Raw genomic sequence first — 19,171 nt, forward strand, 5'->3', positions numbered from 1 at the left:
CAGGCCCTACCGGAGCACACAGGAAAAGCTGGGCAGACCAGCAGCTACCCGCTGCCAGCACAACGACCGACCGGCGCCATCACCTCAGAACCACATCCATCAGGTCAGTCCACGGATCGAGGCTAAGCGTGATCCTGTCTCACATCGGAGGGATGGGTAGCCAACGGAGTGACCCGAATGTCCATGTAGGGGAACAGCGGCAGGTTGGAAATGATCTGGTGCAAGGCGTCATTGGATTCGACATCGAAGATCGAGTAGTTGGCGTACTCGCCCACCACCCGCCAGATGTGTGGCCATTTTCCGCTGCGCTGTAGATCCTGGGAGTAGGCCTTCTCCCGGCCGACGAGCTCGTCGCGGAATTGCGGATCCAGATCAGTGGGGATGTTGACCTGCATGTGGACGTGGAACAGCACCTCAGCCCCGCTCGGGATCGAGCGCAAAACCGTAGGTGACGGTCTGCGAGCCGTCTGCCTCGGTCTCGGGATCGAGGACCAGCTCAGGTTTGACGGCATTGGCAATGTCGTCCTCGTTGTGGGCGTTCCCCGGGAAATACAACTGTGCGGTCAGCAGCTCATGGCCCGGTGCCGACACTTTGACGTGCAGGTGAGCCGGACGCCAGGCATGCCATCCCGCTGCCGAGATGAGTTGCCGCAGGCCCCGTCGGTGGGAATCATGTACGGCGCAGGGCGGATCGTGGTGATCTCGAATTCGCCGTCCGGCCCGGTGGAAAAGCTGCCGCGCAGGTTCCACTCCGGGATGCCCGGCGCGAACTGGGAGTAGTAGCCGTCGTCGTCGGCGTGCCACAGCTCGATCTTTCCCTGCAGCGGGGTGCCGTCGGTCGAGGTGATGCGGCCGCGCCACACCAGGCGGGTGCCCTGTTCGTCGTCGCGCATCGGGATGGTGCCCGTGGCGCCCAGCTCCGGTGCATTCGGTGCGTAGTAAGGGCCTTCGATGGTGCCCTTGTTTCCGGTGCGGTGATCGGTGGCGACATCTTCGACGACGTGCTCGACCCAGACGTCCAGGAACAACGGCCATTCGCCGGTCTGGCCGACATCGATCATCCACGCCTTCAGGGCGTTGTACTCGTCATAGCTGACGCGGTGGCGGCGGATGGTGTCATGCACGGCGGACAGCACCTCGCGGGCCAGCAGGCTGACTCGCTCCGGAGCGGTGTCCTTGACCGCAGCGTACGGAGACTTGTCGGCGTGGAATCGTTCGGTGGCCGAGGCGCCGGATGCCGCCGCGGTCGCGAGCTCGGATGGCTGTCGATGGTGACAGCACAAGCGCTGCCGATCTGCCCGTCGATCTGGTTACCCATCACCACCTCCAGTCCGAGGCCCTCGGCCAGATGATGGACCCGCTGCGAGGTGGTGAACCCGGTCCGGGCGGTCTTGATGCTCACGGCAGTCGCGGATCTTCCCAGCACCTCCCGCGTGACATCGGCGGGTGAGGGCACCGATTCATCGGCGATGAACGGCACCTCGAGGCGCTCGACCAACCATCGGCGTCCCAACACGTCGTCGGCCGGGCACAACTCTTCGGCGAACAGCAGATCGAGGTCGGCCATCTCCTGCATCGCGCGCAGTGATTCCGCTGCCGTCCAGCCACGGTTGCCGTCGACGTAGAGTTCGACGGCGTCGCCGAAGTGTTCCCGCAGCGCCCGCACCACCGTGGTGTCCAGCGTCACCGGGCGGCGGCCGACCTTGACCTTGAAGACATTGATGCCGTGAAGATCCCGGATCTTCTCCGCTTCGGCGACCATCGCTGCGGGGTCGTCGAACCCCAGCATGTGGCTGACACACATCCGGTCGGTGTAGCCACCGAGCAGGCCTGTCACGGGGAGTTCCAGCGTCTTGCCCAGTGCGTCCCAAATGGCCATGTCGACAGCGGATTTGGCAGTCGGGTTGCCGACGGTCCGCGACATCCGGTGGCCGATGACCTCACGTTCGGTCAGTGTCAGGCCGACCAGGGCCGGTGCGAACAGCTGCTCCACCACGGCGATGATGCCGGTCTGTGTCTCGCCGTAGGTGAACGGCCGCGGTGGCGCTTCGGCCACCCCGGTGATGCCGTCGTCGGTGTGGACCCGGACCAGCACGTGGTCAGCGTTGTGCACCTGGCCCGAGGCGAACTTCAACGGTTTGACGTACGGGACGGTGAACGGGATGGCGTCGACTGCAGTGATTTTCACGACGATTCTCCTAACGGGCTCTTCGATGTCCGAGGAGCGAAGATGGTTGACAGGACACCGAGCACGGCGTCGAGCACGGGGTTGTCGCCACCGTGCCGCCAGGCGAGCGCCAGCTCGATGTTCCTGCCGTCGGCCAGGCCACGAAACACCAAGCCCTGCAACGGTAACGACCGCACCGATGCCGGCAACACAGCGACACCGAACCCGGCGGCCACCAAGGCCAGCAACACCGCAGTTCCCGGAGCGGAATGTTCACGGTGGGGCACGAAGCCGGCGCGCTTACAGGCCCGCCACACCGCGTCGTTCACGGCCGAATCCCGACTGGCGTAGGCGATGAAGGATTCGTTTCGCAGATCCGCAATGGAGACGACGGGCTCTGCTGCGAGTCGGTGATCGGCGGACGTCACGAGGACCAGGGGCTCGATATCGATGCTGCGCAGCTCGATGCCCTCGCCGATGGCAGGCGGCCGCAGCACGCCGAGAGCAACCGAGCCCGACCGAAGCTGATCGCACTGTGCCGGGGTGAGCATATCCGACTGGAATTCCATCGCCACTCCGGGAAGCTCTTCGCGGAGGACGCGGGCGATACGGGGTAGGTGCGAGAAGGTGGCGGTACCTGTCAGACCCACCCGTAGCAGTCCACTACGTCCCGCGGCGATGCGGCGGACCCCGCGTTCGGCATCTTCGACGCCGGCGAGGATCCGCGCGGCTTCGGTACGCAGGAACTCGCCGGCCGGTGTCAGGGAGACCTGCCGGGTGGTCCGGTTGAAGAGGGTGACGTCGAGTTCGGCTTCGAGCTGGCGGATCGCATACGACAGTGCCGGCTGCGCGACATGGAGCTGCTCAGCTGCCTGCCCGAAATGACAGGTCCGGGCGACCGCGGCGAATTACCGCAGGTGTCGCAGTTCCATGAGATTTCCATTCGTTCGAAAGGCGGGTGTGACGGCCCGCACGTCGACGGTAAGACCCTTATCCATTGATGACAAGGACAAATAGTCGCGCTATTAATCGATGGCATCGATTAATAGTTTTCTCCCCGAGCGGTTCGGCTCCTGTCGGCGAACTGTTGATCAGGGAGCGGAAGGGGCGTGGGCCCAGGCGGCGATATCGTTCCGCGATGCGGCACGGCTGACCGCTGACCCGGTGATGCGCGACGAGTATCTGGCTCGCTCGTCGGACGCGCTGGTCGCCGCGGGGGACTGCGTGGCGGCCGCGGCAAGTGTTCCTGCGGTGGAGAGCCTGCGCGAGACCCCGTTGCGTAACGCGGCGCTGGTGCCGCAACGCCATGTCCTGCATTCACTGATCCGTTGCCGCGATGAAGAATTGGTGCTGGATCTGTTGAACGGGCTACCACTGCGCTACGGCAGCGCTCGGGTGGATTCTGCTTTCGGGCAGACCCTGCGCCGTGCCGGGAAGCGCCGCCAAGCGGACAGGGTGATCAGCACTGCCCGCGAGATCTATCTGTCGCTGGGTGCGCAGACCTACGTCGCACGCTGTGACGGTGAGCTCAAAACCGGTGGTCTGCACCAGGTTCGCGGCTCCCGTGACAACGTGCAGTTGACCCCTCAGGAGGAGGCGGTCTCAACCCTTGTTGCTCGAGGGCTTTCGAACCGTGAGGTGGCCGCACTGCGCCGCTGACGTCCGTCAGTGATGGGGGCGCCGGTCTTGGCCGCCACCTCGTCATAGGACACCCCGTCGGCCAGTTCGACGACCTCGAAGCCGGTTCCGGTGATGTCGAACACCCCGAGGTCGGTGATGACGCGGCTCACGACGGCCTTACCCGTCAAGGGCAGATCGCAGTCGAGAACAAGTTTTGCCGCACCGGATTTCGAGGTGTGGTCCATCAGCACGATCACCCGGCCGGCGCCGCTGACCAGATCCATCGCGCCGCCCATGCCCTTGACCATGGAACCGGGCACCATCCAGTTCGCCAGGTCGCCGTTGGCGGCCACCTGCATGCCACCCAGCACCGCGACATCGACGTGACCGCCGCGGATCATCGCGAAACTGGTGGCCGAATCGAAATAGGACGCCCCGGCGACCACCGACACGGTTTGCTTGCCCGCGTTGATCAGGTCCGGATCGACCTCGTCGTCGTACGGGAAGGGGCCGACGCCGAGGATGCCGTTCTCGGCATGCAGCGTGACGCTCGAGCCGTCCGGCAGATGGTCGGGGATCAGCGTCGGCAGGCCGATGCCGAGGTTGACGTAATCACCGTCATGCAACTCCAGGGCGGCGCGGGCGGCCATCTGGTCACGGGTCCAGCTCATGAAAGTGCCTCCAGGGGACGGGGCCGCGTAGTGCGTTTCTCGATCTCCTTGCGGGAGGCCTGAACTGGTGTCAGTTCGACGACGCGACGGACGAAGATGCCGGACAGGTGGATCTCGTCGGGATGCAGCTCGCCCACCTCGACCACCTTCTCGGCCTCGACGATGGTGAGTCGCCCGGACATCGCGGCCGGAGGGTTGAAATTGCGTGCTGCTGCGTGGAAGACGCAGTTACCGGCCGTGTCGGCGACGGCGGCGCGCACCAGCGCGAAGTCGGTGACGATGGACTCTTCGAGCAGCATCTGTCGGCCGGCGAAGGTGCGGACCTCTTTCGGCGGTGACGCCAGGGCGACGCTGCCGTCGGGGTTGTAGCGCCACGGCAGGCCGCCGTCGGCCACCATGGTGCCCACGCCGGTGGGGGTGAAGAACGCGCCGATGCCGCTTCCGCCGGCGCGCAGGCGTTCTGCCAGCGTGCCCTGCGGGGTCAACTCGACGGTCAGCTCGCCGTTCAGGTACTGACGGGCGAACTCCTTGTTCTCGCCGACATAGGAGGCGATGACCCGGCTGATGCGGTGTGCCTCCAGCAGCAGGCCCAGTCCGGCGCCGTCGACCCCGCAGTTGTTGCTCACGATCGTCAGGTCGGTGGCACCCTGCTCGAGCAGGGCCTCGATGAGGAACCAGGGAATGCCGGCCAGCCCGAAGCCGCCGACTGCCAGACTGGCGCCGTCGGGGATGTCGGAGACCGCATGTGCTGCCGACGGCACGACCTTGTTCACAGTCATTGTTGCTCCAGATGTTCGATGAGCGCCGGGGTGATGATGTCGGATTGTTCGACGTTGGCGAGGTGGGCTGCGTTCGCGACCCTCAGCAGCGTGGCGTTCGGGATACGCGCAACGATCTCCTCGAGCTTGGCCGGCGGGGTCGCCGGATCGTCTGCGCCGGCGATTGCCAAGGTGGGCGCGGCGATCGTGGAAAGCTCTTCTCGCAGATCCAATGTGGCGATCGCCTCGCAACAGCCGGCATAGCCTTCGGCCGGGGTGGCTCCGATCATGGCCGCGTAAGCACCGCCCTTCTCGGGGTGGGCATCCAGGTGGCTCGGGGTGAACCACCGTTGCACGACGGCGGCGGCCACTGCCGGGCTGCCGTGCTCGCGTACCAGCGCGGCGCGGTCGGTCCAGGCCTGTGCCGGCGGAAGTTGCGCGCTGGTGCACAGCAGTGCGAGCCGCGCCACCCGTTCGGGGTTGCGGCTGGCTACCCGCATCACGGTCATTCCACCCAGGGACAGGCCCACCAGATGGGCCCGCTGGACGCCGAGCCGGTCCAGCAGCGCGATCAGGTCATCGGCGAGATCGTCGATCGAGTAGGGCCCGTTGGGCACCGGTGAGTTGCCGTGGCCGCGGGTGTCATAGCGCACCACGCGGAAATGTGCTTCGAGTTCCGGGATTTGGGCGTCCCACATGCGGTGGGTGGAACCGAGCGAGTTCGACAGCACCACCACCGGCCCGTTAGCTCGCCCGGTGACGATGGCGTGGACAGGCACCGCGGTCATCGGAGGACCTCGAATACGGCTGCCAGGCCTTGGCCGCCGCCGATGCACATGGTTTCCAGGACAGTGCGCGCGTCACGCCGACGCGCTTCGTAGGCGGCGGTTGCCAAGATCCGGGCACCGGTGGCGCCGATCGGGTGTCCCAGCGAAATACCGGAGCCACATGGGTTCAGGCGATCGTCGAGGGGGTCGATCTTCCACTCGGCGAGCACCGCCAACACCTGCACGGCGAACGCTTCGTTGAGTTCGATGAGGTCGATGTCGTCGAGGCCGAGTCCCGCGCGCTCGAGGGCGGCGGCGGCGGCGCCGACGGGCCCCAGGCCCATGGTCTCCGGAGCGCATCCGTGGACTGCCCACGATCTCAGCGCCAGCATGGGGGTCAACCCCAGCCGCTCGGCGTCTGCGGCGGTGGTCACCACACACATTGCGGCGCCGTCGTTCTGACCCGAGGCATTGCCGGCGGTGACGGTCGATTCGGGGTCGATCTTCGCGCGGATCGGTCGCAACGCCGCGAGCTTCTCGACGCTGATGTCGCCGCGGGGGTGTTCGTCGCGGTCGACGATGACGGCGGGTTTACCGCGCTTGCCGGCCACGGTCACCGGCACCAACTCGTCGGCGAACCGGCCCGATTCATGGGCTGCGATGGCGCGGTGATGCGACCGCACCGACAGCTCGTCCTGCTGGTCTCGGGAGATGCCGTATTCGCGACGCAGGTTCTCGGCGGTCTCGATCATGCCACCGACGATGGGATGTGAGGCACCGCCCGCTGTTTCGCGAGCCCGATCCAGTCGGTCCTGCAGTGCAATCCCGCCCTGGCGGACGCCGGTCCGCAGGCCCAGTGCGTAGTGCTCGACATTGGACATCGACTCGGCGCCGCCCGCCACGACCACGCGCGCGGCCCCGGTCGCCACCTGAGCTGCGGCGTAGAGCACGGCCTGCAAGCCGGACCCGCATCGCCGGTCGATCTGGAGGCCGGGGACACCGATACCGAGGCCGGCGTCCAACGCGGCAATTCGACCGATCGCCGGCGCCTCACCGCTGGGGTAGCCGTTGCCCAGGATCACGTCGTCGACGTCACCCTCGCCGAGACCGGTGCGCTCCACCAGCGCGCGCAATGTCGCTGTGGCGAGATCGGTGGCCGTCAGCGTCGACAACGCGCCGCCCATCCTGGTAACCGGAGTGCGGACGGGACTGCAGATCACGGCATCCATATCTCGACGGTAGGGAGCGTGGCCGATATTGTGAAATACTTAAATCGACTCTATTGAGAGCTAGTGGGTCCTAATTGTGGAGCTTCGCCATCTGAGATATTTCCGCGCTGTTGCTGAGGAGCTCCACTTCGGCCGGGCCGCGGAGCGGTTGCTCATGGCTCAGCCGCCCCTGTCGCAGCAGATCCGGGCCCTGGAACGCGAACTCGGTGTCACCTTGCTGACACGATCGACCCGCAATGTCGAGCTGACCCCGGCCGGGCGGGCGTTTCTCACCAGAACGGTCGAGATCCTGGCCGCGGTGGACGACGCCGGTGACCAGGCTCGCCGGATCGCCAATGGGGCCGAAGGCCGCCTGGTGATCGGCTGCGTCGGGTCGGCCACTTACTCGCTGCTGCCGAAGCTGGTGCGGGCGTTGCGGAAGACGCTGCCGAATGTCGACCTGAGCGTGCGCGGTGAGATGTTGGCGCCGGCGCAGCTCATCGCGCTTCACGCCGGCCAGATCGACATCGCCCTGCTGCGCCCGCCGGTCCTCGATCCAGGCATCGCGGCCGAGGTGATCAGAACCGACCGCTTGCTCGTCGCGTTGCCCGCCGAGCATCCGCTGGCCGCCCGGGACACCGTGGACCCCGCCGATCTGCGGGACGAGGACTTCATCAGCCACGCCGGGCATGGCCGCTCACGAATGGGTGCGCTGCTGACGACGTTGTGTGAGGAGGCCGGTTTCACACCACGCGTGCAGCATGATGTGGAGGAGACCTCCACCCTGGTGACACTGGTGGCGGCGGGGCTCGGCGTGGCGGTGGTGCCGGAGCCCACCTCCGAGTTGGACATTGCCGGGGTCTGCTACCGGCCGCTGTCGCCGGCCGCGGCCTCCATCGAGTTGTTGGTGGCCTATCGCAGCTCCGAGGTCTCGCCGTTGATCGCCAATGTGCTCGAGGTTCTCCGCGAGATCACCTGATGCCGAGGGGATTCCGTGGGTCGATCGAGTCGACGATTCCGCAACCTCATGTCGAAGAGGAGCCAACAAGCCGGCTGACGCTGCTGCGAACCCGTCCAGAGCGTGAACAATATGTGCGCAATCTGGTGGCGGTGTCGTCGACGCCGGACGATGGACCGAGTCGCCGAGCGAAAGGTCCGAGTCTTGACAGTCTCATCGCAGGTCACCGAGCGAGTCCGGGAGCCGCACTGGTCGCTGGCCCGGACGTGGTTGTTGCAGCCGGGGATCCCGAACGGGGGCCGAGCTTACGACGCCGCGGTCGCCGGCAGCGCTGATGCGGTTGTCTTAGATATCGAGGACGGGCTGCCGGAGGCGCAGAAAGTCGCTGGTCGCCAGTCGGTGGCGGAGTGGCTGGGTTCGGGCCAGGGGTGGGTGCGGATCAACAGCGTGAGCACATCTGCCTGGTCGGCTGATCTGGATGCGCTGGCCCAGGCGCCAGGTCTCATCGGCGTGATGCTGGCGAAGACTGAATCCGCCGACGACGTCGCCGCAACCGCCGCGCGGCTGCCTGCCGGTACACCCCTGGTGGCGCTGGTCGAATCGGCGCTCGGGATGGAATCGGCTTCCGAGATTGCCCGGACCTCCGAATGTTCTCGAATCGCCTTCGGGGTCGGTGATTTCCGGCGAGACACCGGGATGAGCGAAGACCCGACGGTGCTCGCCTACGCCCGGGCACGCCTGGTGATCGCCAGCCGCGCCGCGGGGCTCCCCGCGCCCATCGACGGGCCGACTCTGCGTGCACAGACACGCCACCTCGCCCGGGAAACCGCGGTGGCCAAAGCTGCCGGTATGACCGGACGGCTGTGTCTGGCTCCCGAGCACGCCGAGACCATCAACAGCCTGCTCAGCCCGTCGCAGCTGGAGATCGACGAGGCGCGTTGCACGCTCGCCCGGCTGGATGCGCCCACCGGCCCCTACGACGGCAGTGTCGGTCCCACCCGGGCCCGCGCCGAAGCGGTGCTCGAACTCGCCGTCAAACTCGGTCTCGGCTGAACCGCCCCCGCCGAGCGCCGGCGCGGTGCCGTCACCCAGCGCAGCTGTGTCCCGTCATGTGACGGAGAGCCGGCCCCTACGGGGCAGGTGTCACGTCGCCGCCGGAACCCTTCACCGAAGCCTTTGCCCGTTTTTCAGCCCGCACTGCTCTGTTGCCACGCACAAAACCGGTGACCGAGACCGTCGCTGAGAGCAGCGCTTCCTCGCCGTTGACAAACGGGTGGAACCCGACGCCGACGCCGCCGCGGCCCTTCACCGGGATATCGGCCACTTCGGTTACCTTCCAGCCCTTTTCGGAGATCGACAGAATGGCCTCGCCGTTATCACAGGTGAGCGGCAATGCCGCAATGACCTCATCGCCCGCGCCCAGCTTCACTCCGGCGACACCGTTACCGGCAGCGCCCTGCGGGTTCACCGCGGCCGGGTCGATCCGCAGAACCTTGCCGCGCCGGGTGACCAGCAGCATATGGTGGCCATCAGGCAGCACCCCGGAGCGCAGCAGGCCGGTGATATCCGGTGCCACCGGGATGTCGCGGGTCTTGTAGGGCAGCCCGTTGCCGGTGGTGAACTTGATGCGGCCGTCGGTCCACACCGCCCAACCCAGACCTGAGGTGAGCAGCTCGCCGTGGCTGTCGGAGAACACACCGCGGTCATCGAGGCGCCATGCGGCGTTGACCTTTCGTTCCCGGGCGCCGTCCTCGTCGGCGCCGAAGGTCGTGGGGGTGGCGTCGAAGTCCAGCACCGTACGGCGGTCGAACTCCGGGCCTTTGAACAGTTTTGCGGTCTCCACCAGTTCCTTGTCGATCACTGTTCGACGTGCGTCGGGATTGGACACCAGTTCGGTCAACGTCGCGAACTCGGCGTCCAGCTTCTCTGCCTCGGTCTGGAGTTCGATCACATCGAGCTTGGTCAACCGCCGAAGCTGCAGCCCCAGAACGTAATCAGCCTGCTCGGCGTCGATCACAAAACGCTCCTGCAGTCCCTGGCGGGCGTCATCGACGGTGTCGGAGTTACGAATGATCGCGACGGCAGTGTCGATGTCGATGTGGATCAGCATCAGGCCGGCCACCAGGTGGCGGCGCGCGGTGACCTTCTCCAGCCGGTATTCGCTGCGATGTAGCACCACTGAATCGCGCAGATGCAGGAATGCGGAGATCAGCTCGCGCACCGACCACCAGCGGGGCACCCGGTCTTCATCGAGTGCAACCAGGCTGGCGGCAAAAGTCGACTCCAGCGGAGTCAGGGCGAGCAGTTGCTCACGGATGGTGTCGGCACTGTGGCCGCGTTTGGCGGTGACCACGATGCGCAGCCCATTGCGCCGGTCGGTCAGATCCGACATGTCCGCCACCCCGGACAGTTCACCGGACTCGACCAGGGTCCGGATCCTGTCCTGCACAGTGTTACTGGCGACTCCCGGCGGCAGCTCGGTGATCACGACGTTCTTCCCGTCGACCGATACCGTGCCGCGAACGGTGAAAGCGCCACGGCCGGTCGTCATGTACTCGCGCAGGCCGGCTGTGCCGACGACGCTGGCTCCGCAGCCCCAGTCGGGACCGGGCATGAGTTTGACCAGCCTGTCATCGGTCATGTTCGGGGTTTTGAGCAACGCCCGGCAGGCGGCCATCACTTCACGGGGGTTGTGGGCCGGCACCTTGGTGGCCCAGCCTTCGGCGATGCCAACCGCGCCGTTGCAGAGCAGGACCGGCCACTGGGCCGGCAGCATCGTCGGCTCGGTCCACTCTCCGTCGAATGTCGGGACCATCGGGACGGCGTGATCGGCGAGTTCGGCGGTCAGAGCCGCCCCGGGAGCCGACAACCGCATCTCGGTGTAGCGGTCGGCGGCGGGAATGTCACCCTGGATACGCGGGAAAGCACCTTGTCCGTCAATGACTTTCACTCGCTGGAACTCGGCGGCCAGCAGTGCGGCGGCCCCGTACATCGACGCTCCGCCGTGCGGGTGCAGGTTGCCGGTGACAGCCGAGCAGACCTTCGAGGACTTCTGCGGCTTGTTGCCGGGCAGTAGTTTGGAGTCGTACATCTGGTACAGCAGCCGCCGCTGTCCGGGCTTGAGGCCGTCGAACGCGGACGGGATCGCACGGTCGCTGACGCTGTAGAGGGCGAAGGTCAGCTGGTAATGGTTCCAATAGTCATCGGCGCTCTGGGCGAGCACCAGATCCGGGTTCTGCTCAGGAATGTCCAGGGTGGCGGTCACAGTCCTTCTTCCTAGCTGAGGTCGAGAGCAGTGGTGTCGACGCGGGCGGCGATCTCGGCCATCCACGTGCGCCGGCCCTCCGGCGGCCCACCGAACAGAGTGTGGTGCAACTTCGGATCCCCGTCATCGAGGTGTACCCGAATCACGGTGCGCCGCTGCGGATCCAGCACGGTGTTCCAGAAGTCATCGGCATCCATCTCGCCGAGACCCTTGTTGCGCTGCACTTCCACTTTGCGTTTCGAGGTGGCTTTCAGCTGAGCCACCGCGGCATCGCGTTCGGACTCGTCCTGGCAGTAGATGCGCTCTTGGCCGTCTTTGACCACAAACAGCGGCGGCAGCGTGACATAGACCATCCCCGCCTTGACCAGTGGTCGGTAGAAGTCCAGGAACATCGAGATGAGGCTCGAGTTGATGTTGCCGCCGTCCGGGTCGGCGTCGGAGGCGAACAGGATCCGGTCGTAACGGCACGACTCCGGATCGCAATTGTCCCGAACACCGCAGCCCAGGATGCGCTCGATCGAATCGAACTCGTCCTTGACCCGGGCCTTGTTGATGGTGAACCCATAGACGTTGGGCGGCTTGCCTTTCAGCGGGAAGGCCGCCTGGAAGGTGGCGTCACGCGCCGCTTTGATGGTGCCCAGCGCGGAATCGCCCTCGCACAGGAACAGTTCGGCTCCGGACCCGCGCCCGGTCTCCCGGCTGGGTAGCAGCTTCGGCGGAAGCGACAGGTTTGTCCCCAGGCCCTTGGCTTTCGACGCCGCCCGGGACCGGGCCTTGGCGCCCTCGGCGCTGCGCCGTGCCCGCGCAGCTTCCAGAGCCAGCCGGGTCCACAGAGATACCGCGTCGCCGTTGCTCGGGTTTGCCGCCCAGATGGTGACGCTGCGCGCCACGTCCGGGGCCATCGCGACGTTCAGCGACCGCGATGACACCGCAGTCTTGGCCTGCGAGTCCCAGGCCACATCGGGAGCCCGGGTGTCCACGGCCAGCGCGGTGACCGCGACGAAGTCCTGTGCTTCCGGGCCGTCCTCGCCTTTGGCCAGGCCCAGGTCGCGGATACGGGACGCGCGGTCGGCCAGCGCCTCGGACAGGCCCTTGAGGGCGGCAGTCAGATGGGATCCACCACCGGGGGTGCGCACGGTGTTGCAGAACGCGGCGACGGTGGCGGGCTCGGCGGGGCCGGCGGTCAACGACCACCGGAACGGGGTGGGGCCGCGCCCGGTGGTGTACTCGCCGCGGCCCTCCACCACCGCACGCACGCCGGGCACCGGCGTGCCGGCGGCGGTGCACATGAGGTCCAGGAGGGTATCGGTGCCCCAGGGGCCGCTGAACGGCTCGATCAGCTCGGGCCGGACGTCCTCGCCGGGCCAGCCCTCGTCGACGACGACCAGGTGGACCCCTGGCGACATCCGGGCGGCGGCATGCGCCCGTAGCAGGACTTCGTTGATGTCGACGCTGGAATCCGGAACCACCGTCGGGTCGAACAGGATGCGCACTTCGGTGCCGTGCACGTCCGGTTTGCGGTTACCGGAGCCGCGCAGTTTCTGCGTGTCAGCGCGGGTGAACGGGGCGTCGGCGTCGAAGTCCTTACCCTCGAACACCCCGGGATAGCCGCCGCCGAAGCTCTGCAGGTAGGTCTTCCCGGCCCGGCGCACCGTCACGTCGGTCCGCGCCGAGATGAACACCGCGGCCGCCGCACCGATGCCGTTGAGGCCGGCGCCGGTGCTGGCCGCGTCGGTGTGCGCGGAGAACTTCCCACCTGCCCGCGCGGTGCCCAGCGTCTTGACGATGCCGTTCTTCCCGTTCACCGGGTCGGAGTCGACGGGAAGGCCCCGGCCGTCGTCGGCGACGCTGACCGATCCGTCGGTGTGCAGGGTGATGGTCACGGTGGAGCCACCGTGGGCGGGATCGGCGACCTCTTCGACTGCGTTGTCCACCAGCTCGCGCAGCGCGGTGTTGAGCACGTCCAGACCGAGGTTCACCGCCGGCCGCAGGCGTGTGTGCTGGACATCGTCGAGCTCGGTGATGTCGGCGGCGGTGTAACTCACTGCTCGTCCTTTCCATCGGTGCAGGTCGGATCCATCCGTGCCGGCTGGATCCCTCGTTGCCGGGTGGCAAGTGCCGAAGCGCGCAGGGGTGCGGTGGGCGGTCTGCCCGGCAACCACGGGTCTGCCCGGGGGAATGGTAGACGGTGGGCCCGACATCGTTGCGGATCCCCAGCGTCACCGGCCCGGTGTTCGACGATGAGTTTTGCCACGCGCGGAGGTCCAGACAGGTGTCATGATCGGATCGGTCCTATCCTGCGGAGGCAACCATGAACAGGACAAATCTGTCGATGTCCGTCTCGGCCGACGGCTACGTGGCCGGACCGCATCAGAGCGAAGAGCACCCGCTGGGAGTGGGCGGCGAGGCGGTCCACCGGTGGCACATCGGCCCCGAGAAAGATCACCCGGTCAACCGGCAGGTTGCCGCGGAGATGATGGACGGGATGACGGCAACGATAATGGGACGCAACATGTTCGGCCCCATTCGTGGTGCCTGGGGCGCCAGACCGTGGCAGGGATGGTGGGGTGAGGAGCCGCCCTATCACTGCCCGGTCTTCGTACTGACCCATTACGCCCATGAGCCGATCGAGCTGAAGGGCGGGACCACCTTCTTCTTTGTCACCGACGGCATCGAATCTGCATATCAGCAGGCGACTGCCGTTGCCTCAGGTGGACCCATTTCGATTGCCGGCGGTGCAAGTTGTGCACGTCAAGCGATAGCGGCAGGAATCGTCGACGAGATCGATCTTCAGGTGAGCCCTGCCATCCTGGGAGCGGGGGAGCGCTTGTTCGAGGGTTTCGCCCCGGGCGCGCCGACACTGGAGCTGGTCCGCGTGCTGGAGGCCCCGGGTGTCGCGCACCTGAGGTACCGGGTCGTTCGATGATGGAGCTCCCGACGGGTCACGCCGTGCGGGCGGACCAGTCGGGTGTACGGTCGCGCGTCGCCTCGGCGAGCGCCTTGCGGGTGTTGGCTGCGTTGAAGTCCTTGCCGTACACCGGTGTCCCGGGCTGTTGCCGCCACGATTCGGAGATCGGTCCGGCATCAACCGGCTCGAAGCCGAGTTCATCGACGATCCCGTGGACCCGGTCGCGACCCGATCCGTTGGCGCCGGCGATCGGAAGTGCGATCCGGTCCGGAGTTCCGCTGGGTGTTCCCCGCTGGAGTAGATGCTTCCAGAAGATCCAGCTGAACACCTTGTACACCGGCGCGCCGATCTGCTTGGCAACCCACGCGCTCTCGACCTGGCCGTCCTCGATCGCGGCGATCTCACCGTCACGTTGCTGTGGGTAGTAGTTGTTGGTCTCGATCACCGGGGCGCCCGGTTTACGCGCGTCGACGATTCCGTCGGCGAGGTCGGGAACGTTCTTCTGCGGAATACTCACGATGACCAGGTCGGCATCGGCTGCCGCGTCTTTGGCCCACGCCGCGCCGGCTCCGGTTTCGTTGACGAGGTCTGTGAGGGTTTCGGGGGAGCGCGAGTTTGCCACCGTGACCTCGTGTCCGAGTTCGCGCAGCCGACGCGTCAGCGTGCCGCCGATGTGACCTGCTCCGATGATGCCGATCTTCATGTTTCGCCTCCGAGCCGTTTGATGCCTCTGTCGGGCGACATCGCGGAGGGGGCGGCTGTTCCGGTCCGGTGCTTTCTGTTCTTGCCGTTCAGGTTTCAGGGTTGCCCCGGTTGTCGAGGATGACCTTGCCGACGGTGCCCTTGGATTCCAAGAGCTGGTGGGCGCGTGCAGCCTCGGCAATGGGGACGACCGTGTCGACCACCACGCGGACGGCGCCGGTGTCGAACAGCGGCAGGACGTCGCGGGTCACGCCCGCGATGATGTCGGCCTTCTGATCGACGGGACGCGCCCGCAGCATGGTTGCGGTCACGCTGGCCCGTTTGGACATCAACAGGCCGACGTCGAGCAGTACCGGAGTGGTCGACCCGCCGATGATCACCAGATGTCCATCAGGTGCCAGACATTCCAGATTCCGGCCGAGGTAGTCCGAACCCACGACATCGAGGATGGCGTCGACTCCACGGCCGTCGGTCGCTGCGAGAGTTGCGGCCACAAAATCCTGGGTGCGGTAGTTGATCGCGGTCGTTGCTCCCAGATCGAGACCCGCCTGAGTTTTGGCGTCGCTGCCCGCGGTGGTGATCACCTGGGCGCCGATCGCGGTTGCCCACTGGATGGCAAAAGTGCCGATCCCGCCGCCGGCCCCGTGGATCAGCACGCTGTCGCCTCGGGTGAGCCCGGCGATCATGGCGAGGTTGGAGTACACCGTCGCTGCGACCTCGGGGACGGCGGCGGCCTCCACGCTGGTGAGGCCGGCGGGGATGGGCATGACCTGGGTGGCCGGGACGGCGACCTCATCGGCGTAGCCGCCGCCGTCGAGCAGCGCGCACACCTGATCCCCTGGTGACCAGCCGGTGACGTCGGCACCGACCTCGGTGATGGTGCCTGAGCACTCCAATCCCAACGGACGCGGTGCCCACGCCGGAACCGGGTAGTGTCCCCGGCGCTGCAGGAGATCGGCATTGTTGACACCAGCTGCCGCCACCGTGACCACAACCTCGCCGGGGCGAGGATGCAGCGGTTCCACCGCAGACCAATGCAGGACATTCGGGGGACCGGGATGGTCGAACAGTATCGCTGAGGGCATTGCACTTCCTTCCGCCGTATGTCGGTCAAATCGTCACTTCACCGCGTGTGCGGCCGCCCAGCGGGCAATGCTGCTGGCGTACAGCGGGGTTTCGACCCGGCAGTGCGTGCCCGAGGCCGCTTGTCGAGCCGCTGCCGCTTCGTTGAAGGTCTGTCCGTTGTCGGCGATGAACTTCAGGAAGTCGTCGGTGGGATGGGAGGTCACCGTGTTGGTATACCGGCACCGGCCACCGTCGAGGCGCTCCATCCTGAGTTCCCAGATGACTTGTGTTGTGGTCCATCCCGACGGGGTGAGGATGTCCGACAACGACACCATCTTGCAGTAGTGGGCTTCGGCAACCTCGAACCGATACTGCTGGATCACCAGGCCGGTGCCGATCATCTCGACATTGATCGACATCGGTGTTCCGTCGTCGTCGACTGTGTACCCGGCGGCTTTGTGATCACCGGGCGCGCAGCGTTGATACTCGTGAGTTGGAAGAGTTTTCAACCACTGAGCAATGTCGACATCATCGAACGACGTCTCCACCTCCGCGGTGACAACTGCATGCGAGAGGACCAGATCTTCGTGCACTTCGGTGCTCATCCATCGCTCCTGTCGTAGTTCCCATGAGTGCCGGGTCCATCGAAACGAAGCACGAGTGGCGGACCGACGAAACAAGCATGTCGGGACCGCCGTTGAGCCCACAATGACGTTGTCGTGACCGAGCAGGTAGTGCTAGCACCCCCTCAAGTTGTCGGCTTGTCCCAGATCAGTGCATAGCGCCACATCGTCAGCCGGGTCCATCTGGCACCGGGAAGTACCTGGCGGGCCGCGCGACGCGCCTCGGCGTAACTATGAGGCGGCGGCCAGAAAATCGGCGCCGAGTGCTCCCAGATGCCGTATCGCCGCTTGAATCTCTGCTGCTGGACGAGGCCGGCGAGGTCATAGAGCGCATCGCCGGGGCGGGTACTCCTGGCCAGGCCGACGACGGCCAGGACGCCGCCCGGCGCCACCAGTTCGGCCAGGCGGGTCAGGGTCTGCGTGACGTCAGGAAGATGGTGGATCGTCGCCACGGAGGCGACGACGTCGAAGGAGGCGGGCTCGAAGGGGTAGGTCATGATGTCGCCGACCAGCCAGTTCACCTCGGGATCCTCGCGGCGGGCGGATTCGAGTACGTCGGCGTCGGCATCGAGTCCGGTCACCTCGGGCAGAAGCTTGTGCAGGTCGGCAGCCAGGAGTCCATTACCGGTGCCGACGTCGAGTGCGGTGCGCGCCGCTGCCGGAATGGCCTCGAGGATCACCCGGTGGTAGTGAATGTTGTTGTTCCAACGCGTGATTGGGCCCTGGCTGGTCACCATGCCACCTTGTCGCAGCTGATCTGAGCAGTCAGCGGGTCTGTTCTTGCGGCCTCACGGTGAATGGTGCACCGCCAGATAGTGCTCGGAGACCGGAGCGCCGTCGGTGAATCGCTCGACGGCCTCCTCGATGATCCGGTCTTGACCGGTCTGCCGGGTGTAGTGCTGATGCAGATGCTCACCCCAGGAGCGCACCACAAACGTTTCGACAAACGTCGACTCGTGTTCGATGCTGCGGAACAGTCGCCACTGTGATGCGCCGGTCCGTTGGCGGGATCGGCCCAATACGTCCATCGCCCTGAAGAAGCCGTCCTGATCTGCGGGGGCGACGCGGTAAGACGTGATCACCAGTACCGGACCGTCGAGGGGCTCGGGGTCGAATATCAGGTTCGGTTCCGGCCAATGCGACGACAACGTCAGGTCCAGGCCACCGGTTTTGGCGTGCAGTGGCCACCACAACGACGACAGCCCGCAGACCACCAGCAGCGCCGCGCTGATCAACAGGCTGGTGACGCTCGTGGTGGCTCCGGCGACCAATCCCCACACCAGCGAGCCCATCGCCTGGCCACCCATGAACACCAACTGGTACACCGACAATCCGCGGGCCCGTACCCAGGCCGGCAGACTCAGCTGCATCGAGGCGTTGAGCGTCGACAGCGACAGCAACCAGGCGGCGCCGCCCACCAGCAGCGCCAGTAACACGACAACGAAGTTGGGGATCAGCGCCAGCACGACGGTCGCAGCGGCGAAGCCCATGGCCGCCATCGTCAGCAACGTGTTCTGACCGTACCGGGACCGCAACCGCGACAGCAGGAAAGCGCCCAGCACGGCACCAGCGCCGAGAGCGCCCAAGAGGAGCCCGTAGCCGGATGCCGACAGTCCCAGTTGGTCTTTGGCGATCACCGGTAGCAGCCCCCACACTGCACTTCCGGGGGCGATGAACAACGCAGCCCGCAGCAGGATCCGCCGTACGATCGGTGAACTCCGGATGAACCGGCCGCCGGCGCTCAGCGCCGCCAGGGCCCGCTCGGGAGGATAGTTGTGCTCGACGGGGGCGCGGCGCCAGCAGGCGAGCACGATCACGATCCCGACGAAGGACACCGCGTTGAGCGCAAAGACCAGGGTCGGGCCCGACAGCGACACCAACAGTCCGGCGATCGCGGGCCCGATGGCACGTGCCAGGTTGACACTCATGCTGCCCAACGCAGCTGCAGCCGGAATCTGTTGAGGAGGAACAAGATCAGGCTGAATCGCCTGCCAGGCGGGCGCGACGAGCGCCTGCCCGCAGCCGATGACAAACAACAGTGTCAACAGCACAGCCGGCGTTGTCAGCCCGGCACCTGTCAGCGAGGCGAGCAGCCCCACGCCCGCCGCCATGGCGCCTTGGGTCGCGATCAGCAGCCGCCGTCGGTCGATGAGGTCGGCCAACACACCTGACGGCAGCGCCAGCAGCATCACCGGCAGCGTCGTGGCGGTCTGCACCAAGGGAACCAGAACAGCTGCGCGAGGATCGCCGACAAGCATCCACTGGGCCCCGACAGTCTGCATCCAGGTACCGAGGTTGGAAACCAGTTGCGCGATCCACAGTGCTCGGTAGACCGGCGATCGTAGCGGCGCCCACGTCGACGTCGGCGGTGCCGCGGTGTGCGCCGACGTCATCCGCGGCTCTTGTCCAAGGCCATTCGATCACTGTAGAAGGGCACTCGGTGAGTCGTCTGTGGACTC

General features: G+C 66.3%; 16 protein-coding genes and 3 pseudogenes. 4 read left to right on the forward strand and 15 right to left on the reverse strand.

All coding sequences use genetic code 11. The features are described 5' to 3' along the window. Nucleotides 1-122 precede the first annotated feature (122 nt). The 4 genes and pseudogenes from catC to WBB07_RS06150 form a co-directional block, all read right to left on the reverse strand. Nucleotides 123-413 (reverse strand): muconolactone Delta-isomerase, encoded by a 291-nt coding sequence (gene catC / locus WBB07_RS06135; RefSeq protein ID WP_526305930.1) that lies wholly within the window; start codon nt 411-413, stop codon nt 123-125. A gap of 1 nt (nt 414) precedes the next feature. Further along, nucleotides 415-1,136: pseudogene (gene catA, locus WBB07_RS06140) on the reverse strand (catechol 1,2-dioxygenase). Beyond that, the gene (locus WBB07_RS06145; RefSeq protein ID WP_526305764.1) at nt 1,070-2,188 is read right to left on the reverse strand and encodes an enolase C-terminal domain-like protein; all 1,119 of its coding nucleotides are present in this window, start codon (nt 2,186-2,188) and stop codon (nt 1,070-1,072) included. Before WBB07_RS06145 ends, catA begins: the two are co-directional and overlap by 67 nt. Further along, nucleotides 2,185-3,099 (reverse strand): annotated as a pseudogene (locus tag WBB07_RS06150) (LysR family transcriptional regulator). Before WBB07_RS06150 ends, WBB07_RS06145 begins: the two are co-directional and overlap by 4 nt. Nucleotides 3,100-3,499: 400 nt before the next feature. Here WBB07_RS06150 and WBB07_RS06155 point away from each other — a divergent pair. After that, nucleotides 3,500-3,814, forward strand: a pseudogene (locus WBB07_RS06155) (helix-turn-helix transcriptional regulator); the annotation flags it as partial. On the opposite strand, the gene WBB07_RS06160 reads toward WBB07_RS06155, so the two are convergent. The 4 genes from WBB07_RS06160 to WBB07_RS06175 are packed head-to-tail and all read right to left on the reverse strand — an operon-like array spanning nt 3,754 to nt 7,212. Then, a complete protein-coding gene (locus tag WBB07_RS06160; RefSeq protein ID WP_526305766.1) occupies nt 3,754-4,458 on the reverse strand; it encodes a CoA transferase subunit B in 705 nt (234 codons plus the stop codon). The pseudogene WBB07_RS06155 and the gene WBB07_RS06160 overlap by 61 nt on opposite strands. Continuing rightward, on the reverse strand, nt 4,455-5,237 hold the full coding sequence (locus WBB07_RS06165; RefSeq protein ID WP_526305768.1) for a CoA transferase subunit A: 783 nt from the start codon (nt 5,235-5,237) through the stop codon (nt 4,455-4,457). Before WBB07_RS06165 ends, WBB07_RS06160 begins: the two co-directional genes overlap by 4 nt. After that, nucleotides 5,234-6,004 carry a 3-oxoadipate enol-lactonase gene (pcaD, locus tag WBB07_RS06170; protein ID WP_526305770.1) on the reverse strand — a complete coding sequence of 257 codons (771 nt, stop codon included), beginning with the start codon at nt 6,002-6,004 and terminating at the stop codon, nt 5,234-5,236. The genes WBB07_RS06165 and pcaD overlap by 4 nt, the downstream gene beginning before the upstream one ends. Then, nucleotides 6,001-7,212: a thiolase family protein gene (locus tag WBB07_RS06175; RefSeq protein ID WP_526305772.1), complete on the reverse strand. Its 1,212-nt coding sequence runs from the start codon at nt 7,210-7,212 to the stop codon at nt 6,001-6,003. Before WBB07_RS06175 ends, pcaD begins: the two co-directional genes overlap by 4 nt. A gap of 76 nt (nt 7,213-7,288) precedes the next feature. On the opposite strand from WBB07_RS06175, the gene WBB07_RS06180 reads away from it, so the two are divergent. Further along, the gene (locus WBB07_RS06180; RefSeq protein WP_526305774.1) at nt 7,289-8,170 is read left to right on the forward strand and encodes a LysR family substrate-binding domain-containing protein; all 882 of its coding nucleotides are present in this window, start codon (nt 7,289-7,291) and stop codon (nt 8,168-8,170) included. A gap of 183 nt (nt 8,171-8,353) precedes the next feature. Next, nucleotides 8,354-9,202 carry an HpcH/HpaI aldolase/citrate lyase family protein gene (locus WBB07_RS06185; protein ID WP_526305775.1) on the forward strand — a complete coding sequence of 283 codons (849 nt, stop codon included), beginning with the start codon at nt 8,354-8,356 and terminating at the stop codon, nt 9,200-9,202. 76 nt (nt 9,203-9,278) lie between these two features. On the opposite strand, the gene WBB07_RS06190 is transcribed toward WBB07_RS06185, so the two are convergent. Then, on the reverse strand, nt 9,279-11,414 hold the full coding sequence (locus WBB07_RS06190) for a DNA gyrase subunit A (RefSeq protein WP_526305777.1): 2,136 nt from the start codon (nt 11,412-11,414) through the stop codon (nt 9,279-9,281). A gap of 11 nt (nt 11,415-11,425) precedes the next feature. Next, on the reverse strand, nt 11,426-13,459 hold the full coding sequence (locus WBB07_RS06195; protein ID WP_526305779.1) for a toprim domain-containing protein: 2,034 nt from the start codon (nt 13,457-13,459) through the stop codon (nt 11,426-11,428). Nucleotides 13,460-13,725: 266 nt separating this feature from the next. Between WBB07_RS06195 and WBB07_RS06200 the strand changes: the two genes are divergently transcribed. Next, a complete protein-coding gene (locus WBB07_RS06200) occupies nt 13,726-14,340 on the forward strand; it encodes a dihydrofolate reductase family protein (protein ID WP_526305781.1) in 615 nt (204 codons plus the stop codon). 16 nt (nt 14,341-14,356) lie between these two features. On the opposite strand, the gene WBB07_RS06205 is transcribed toward WBB07_RS06200, so the two are convergent. From WBB07_RS06205 to WBB07_RS06225, 5 genes are all read right to left on the reverse strand, one after another. Continuing rightward, nucleotides 14,357-15,205, reverse strand: a complete 849-nt coding sequence (locus WBB07_RS06205) for an NADPH-dependent F420 reductase (protein WP_526305783.1) — start codon at nt 15,203-15,205, stop codon at nt 14,357-14,359. Next, nucleotides 15,114-16,109 carry an NAD(P)H-quinone oxidoreductase gene (locus WBB07_RS06210; protein ID WP_526305785.1) on the reverse strand — a complete coding sequence of 332 codons (996 nt, stop codon included), beginning with the start codon at nt 16,107-16,109 and terminating at the stop codon, nt 15,114-15,116. The genes WBB07_RS06205 and WBB07_RS06210 overlap by 92 nt, the downstream gene beginning before the upstream one ends. A 33-nt stretch (nt 16,110-16,142) precedes the next feature. Continuing rightward, nucleotides 16,143-16,694 carry a hypothetical protein gene (locus tag WBB07_RS06215; RefSeq protein WP_526305787.1) on the reverse strand — a complete coding sequence of 184 codons (552 nt, stop codon included), beginning with the start codon at nt 16,692-16,694 and terminating at the stop codon, nt 16,143-16,145. Nucleotides 16,695-16,837: 143 nt separating this feature from the next. Then, entirely contained in the window at nt 16,838-17,446 is a 609-nt protein-coding gene (locus WBB07_RS06220) for a class I SAM-dependent methyltransferase (protein ID WP_526305789.1), read from the reverse strand. Between the two features lie 54 nt (nt 17,447-17,500). After that, a complete protein-coding gene (locus WBB07_RS06225) occupies nt 17,501-19,105 on the reverse strand; it encodes an MFS transporter (RefSeq protein ID WP_526305791.1) in 1,605 nt (534 codons plus the stop codon). Between the last annotated feature and the right edge of the window lie 66 nt (nt 19,106-19,171).

Source organism: Mycobacterium sp., from assembly GCF_049647605.1.
In the GTDB taxonomy this organism is placed as follows: Bacteria; Actinomycetota; Actinomycetes; order Mycobacteriales; family Mycobacteriaceae; genus Mycobacterium.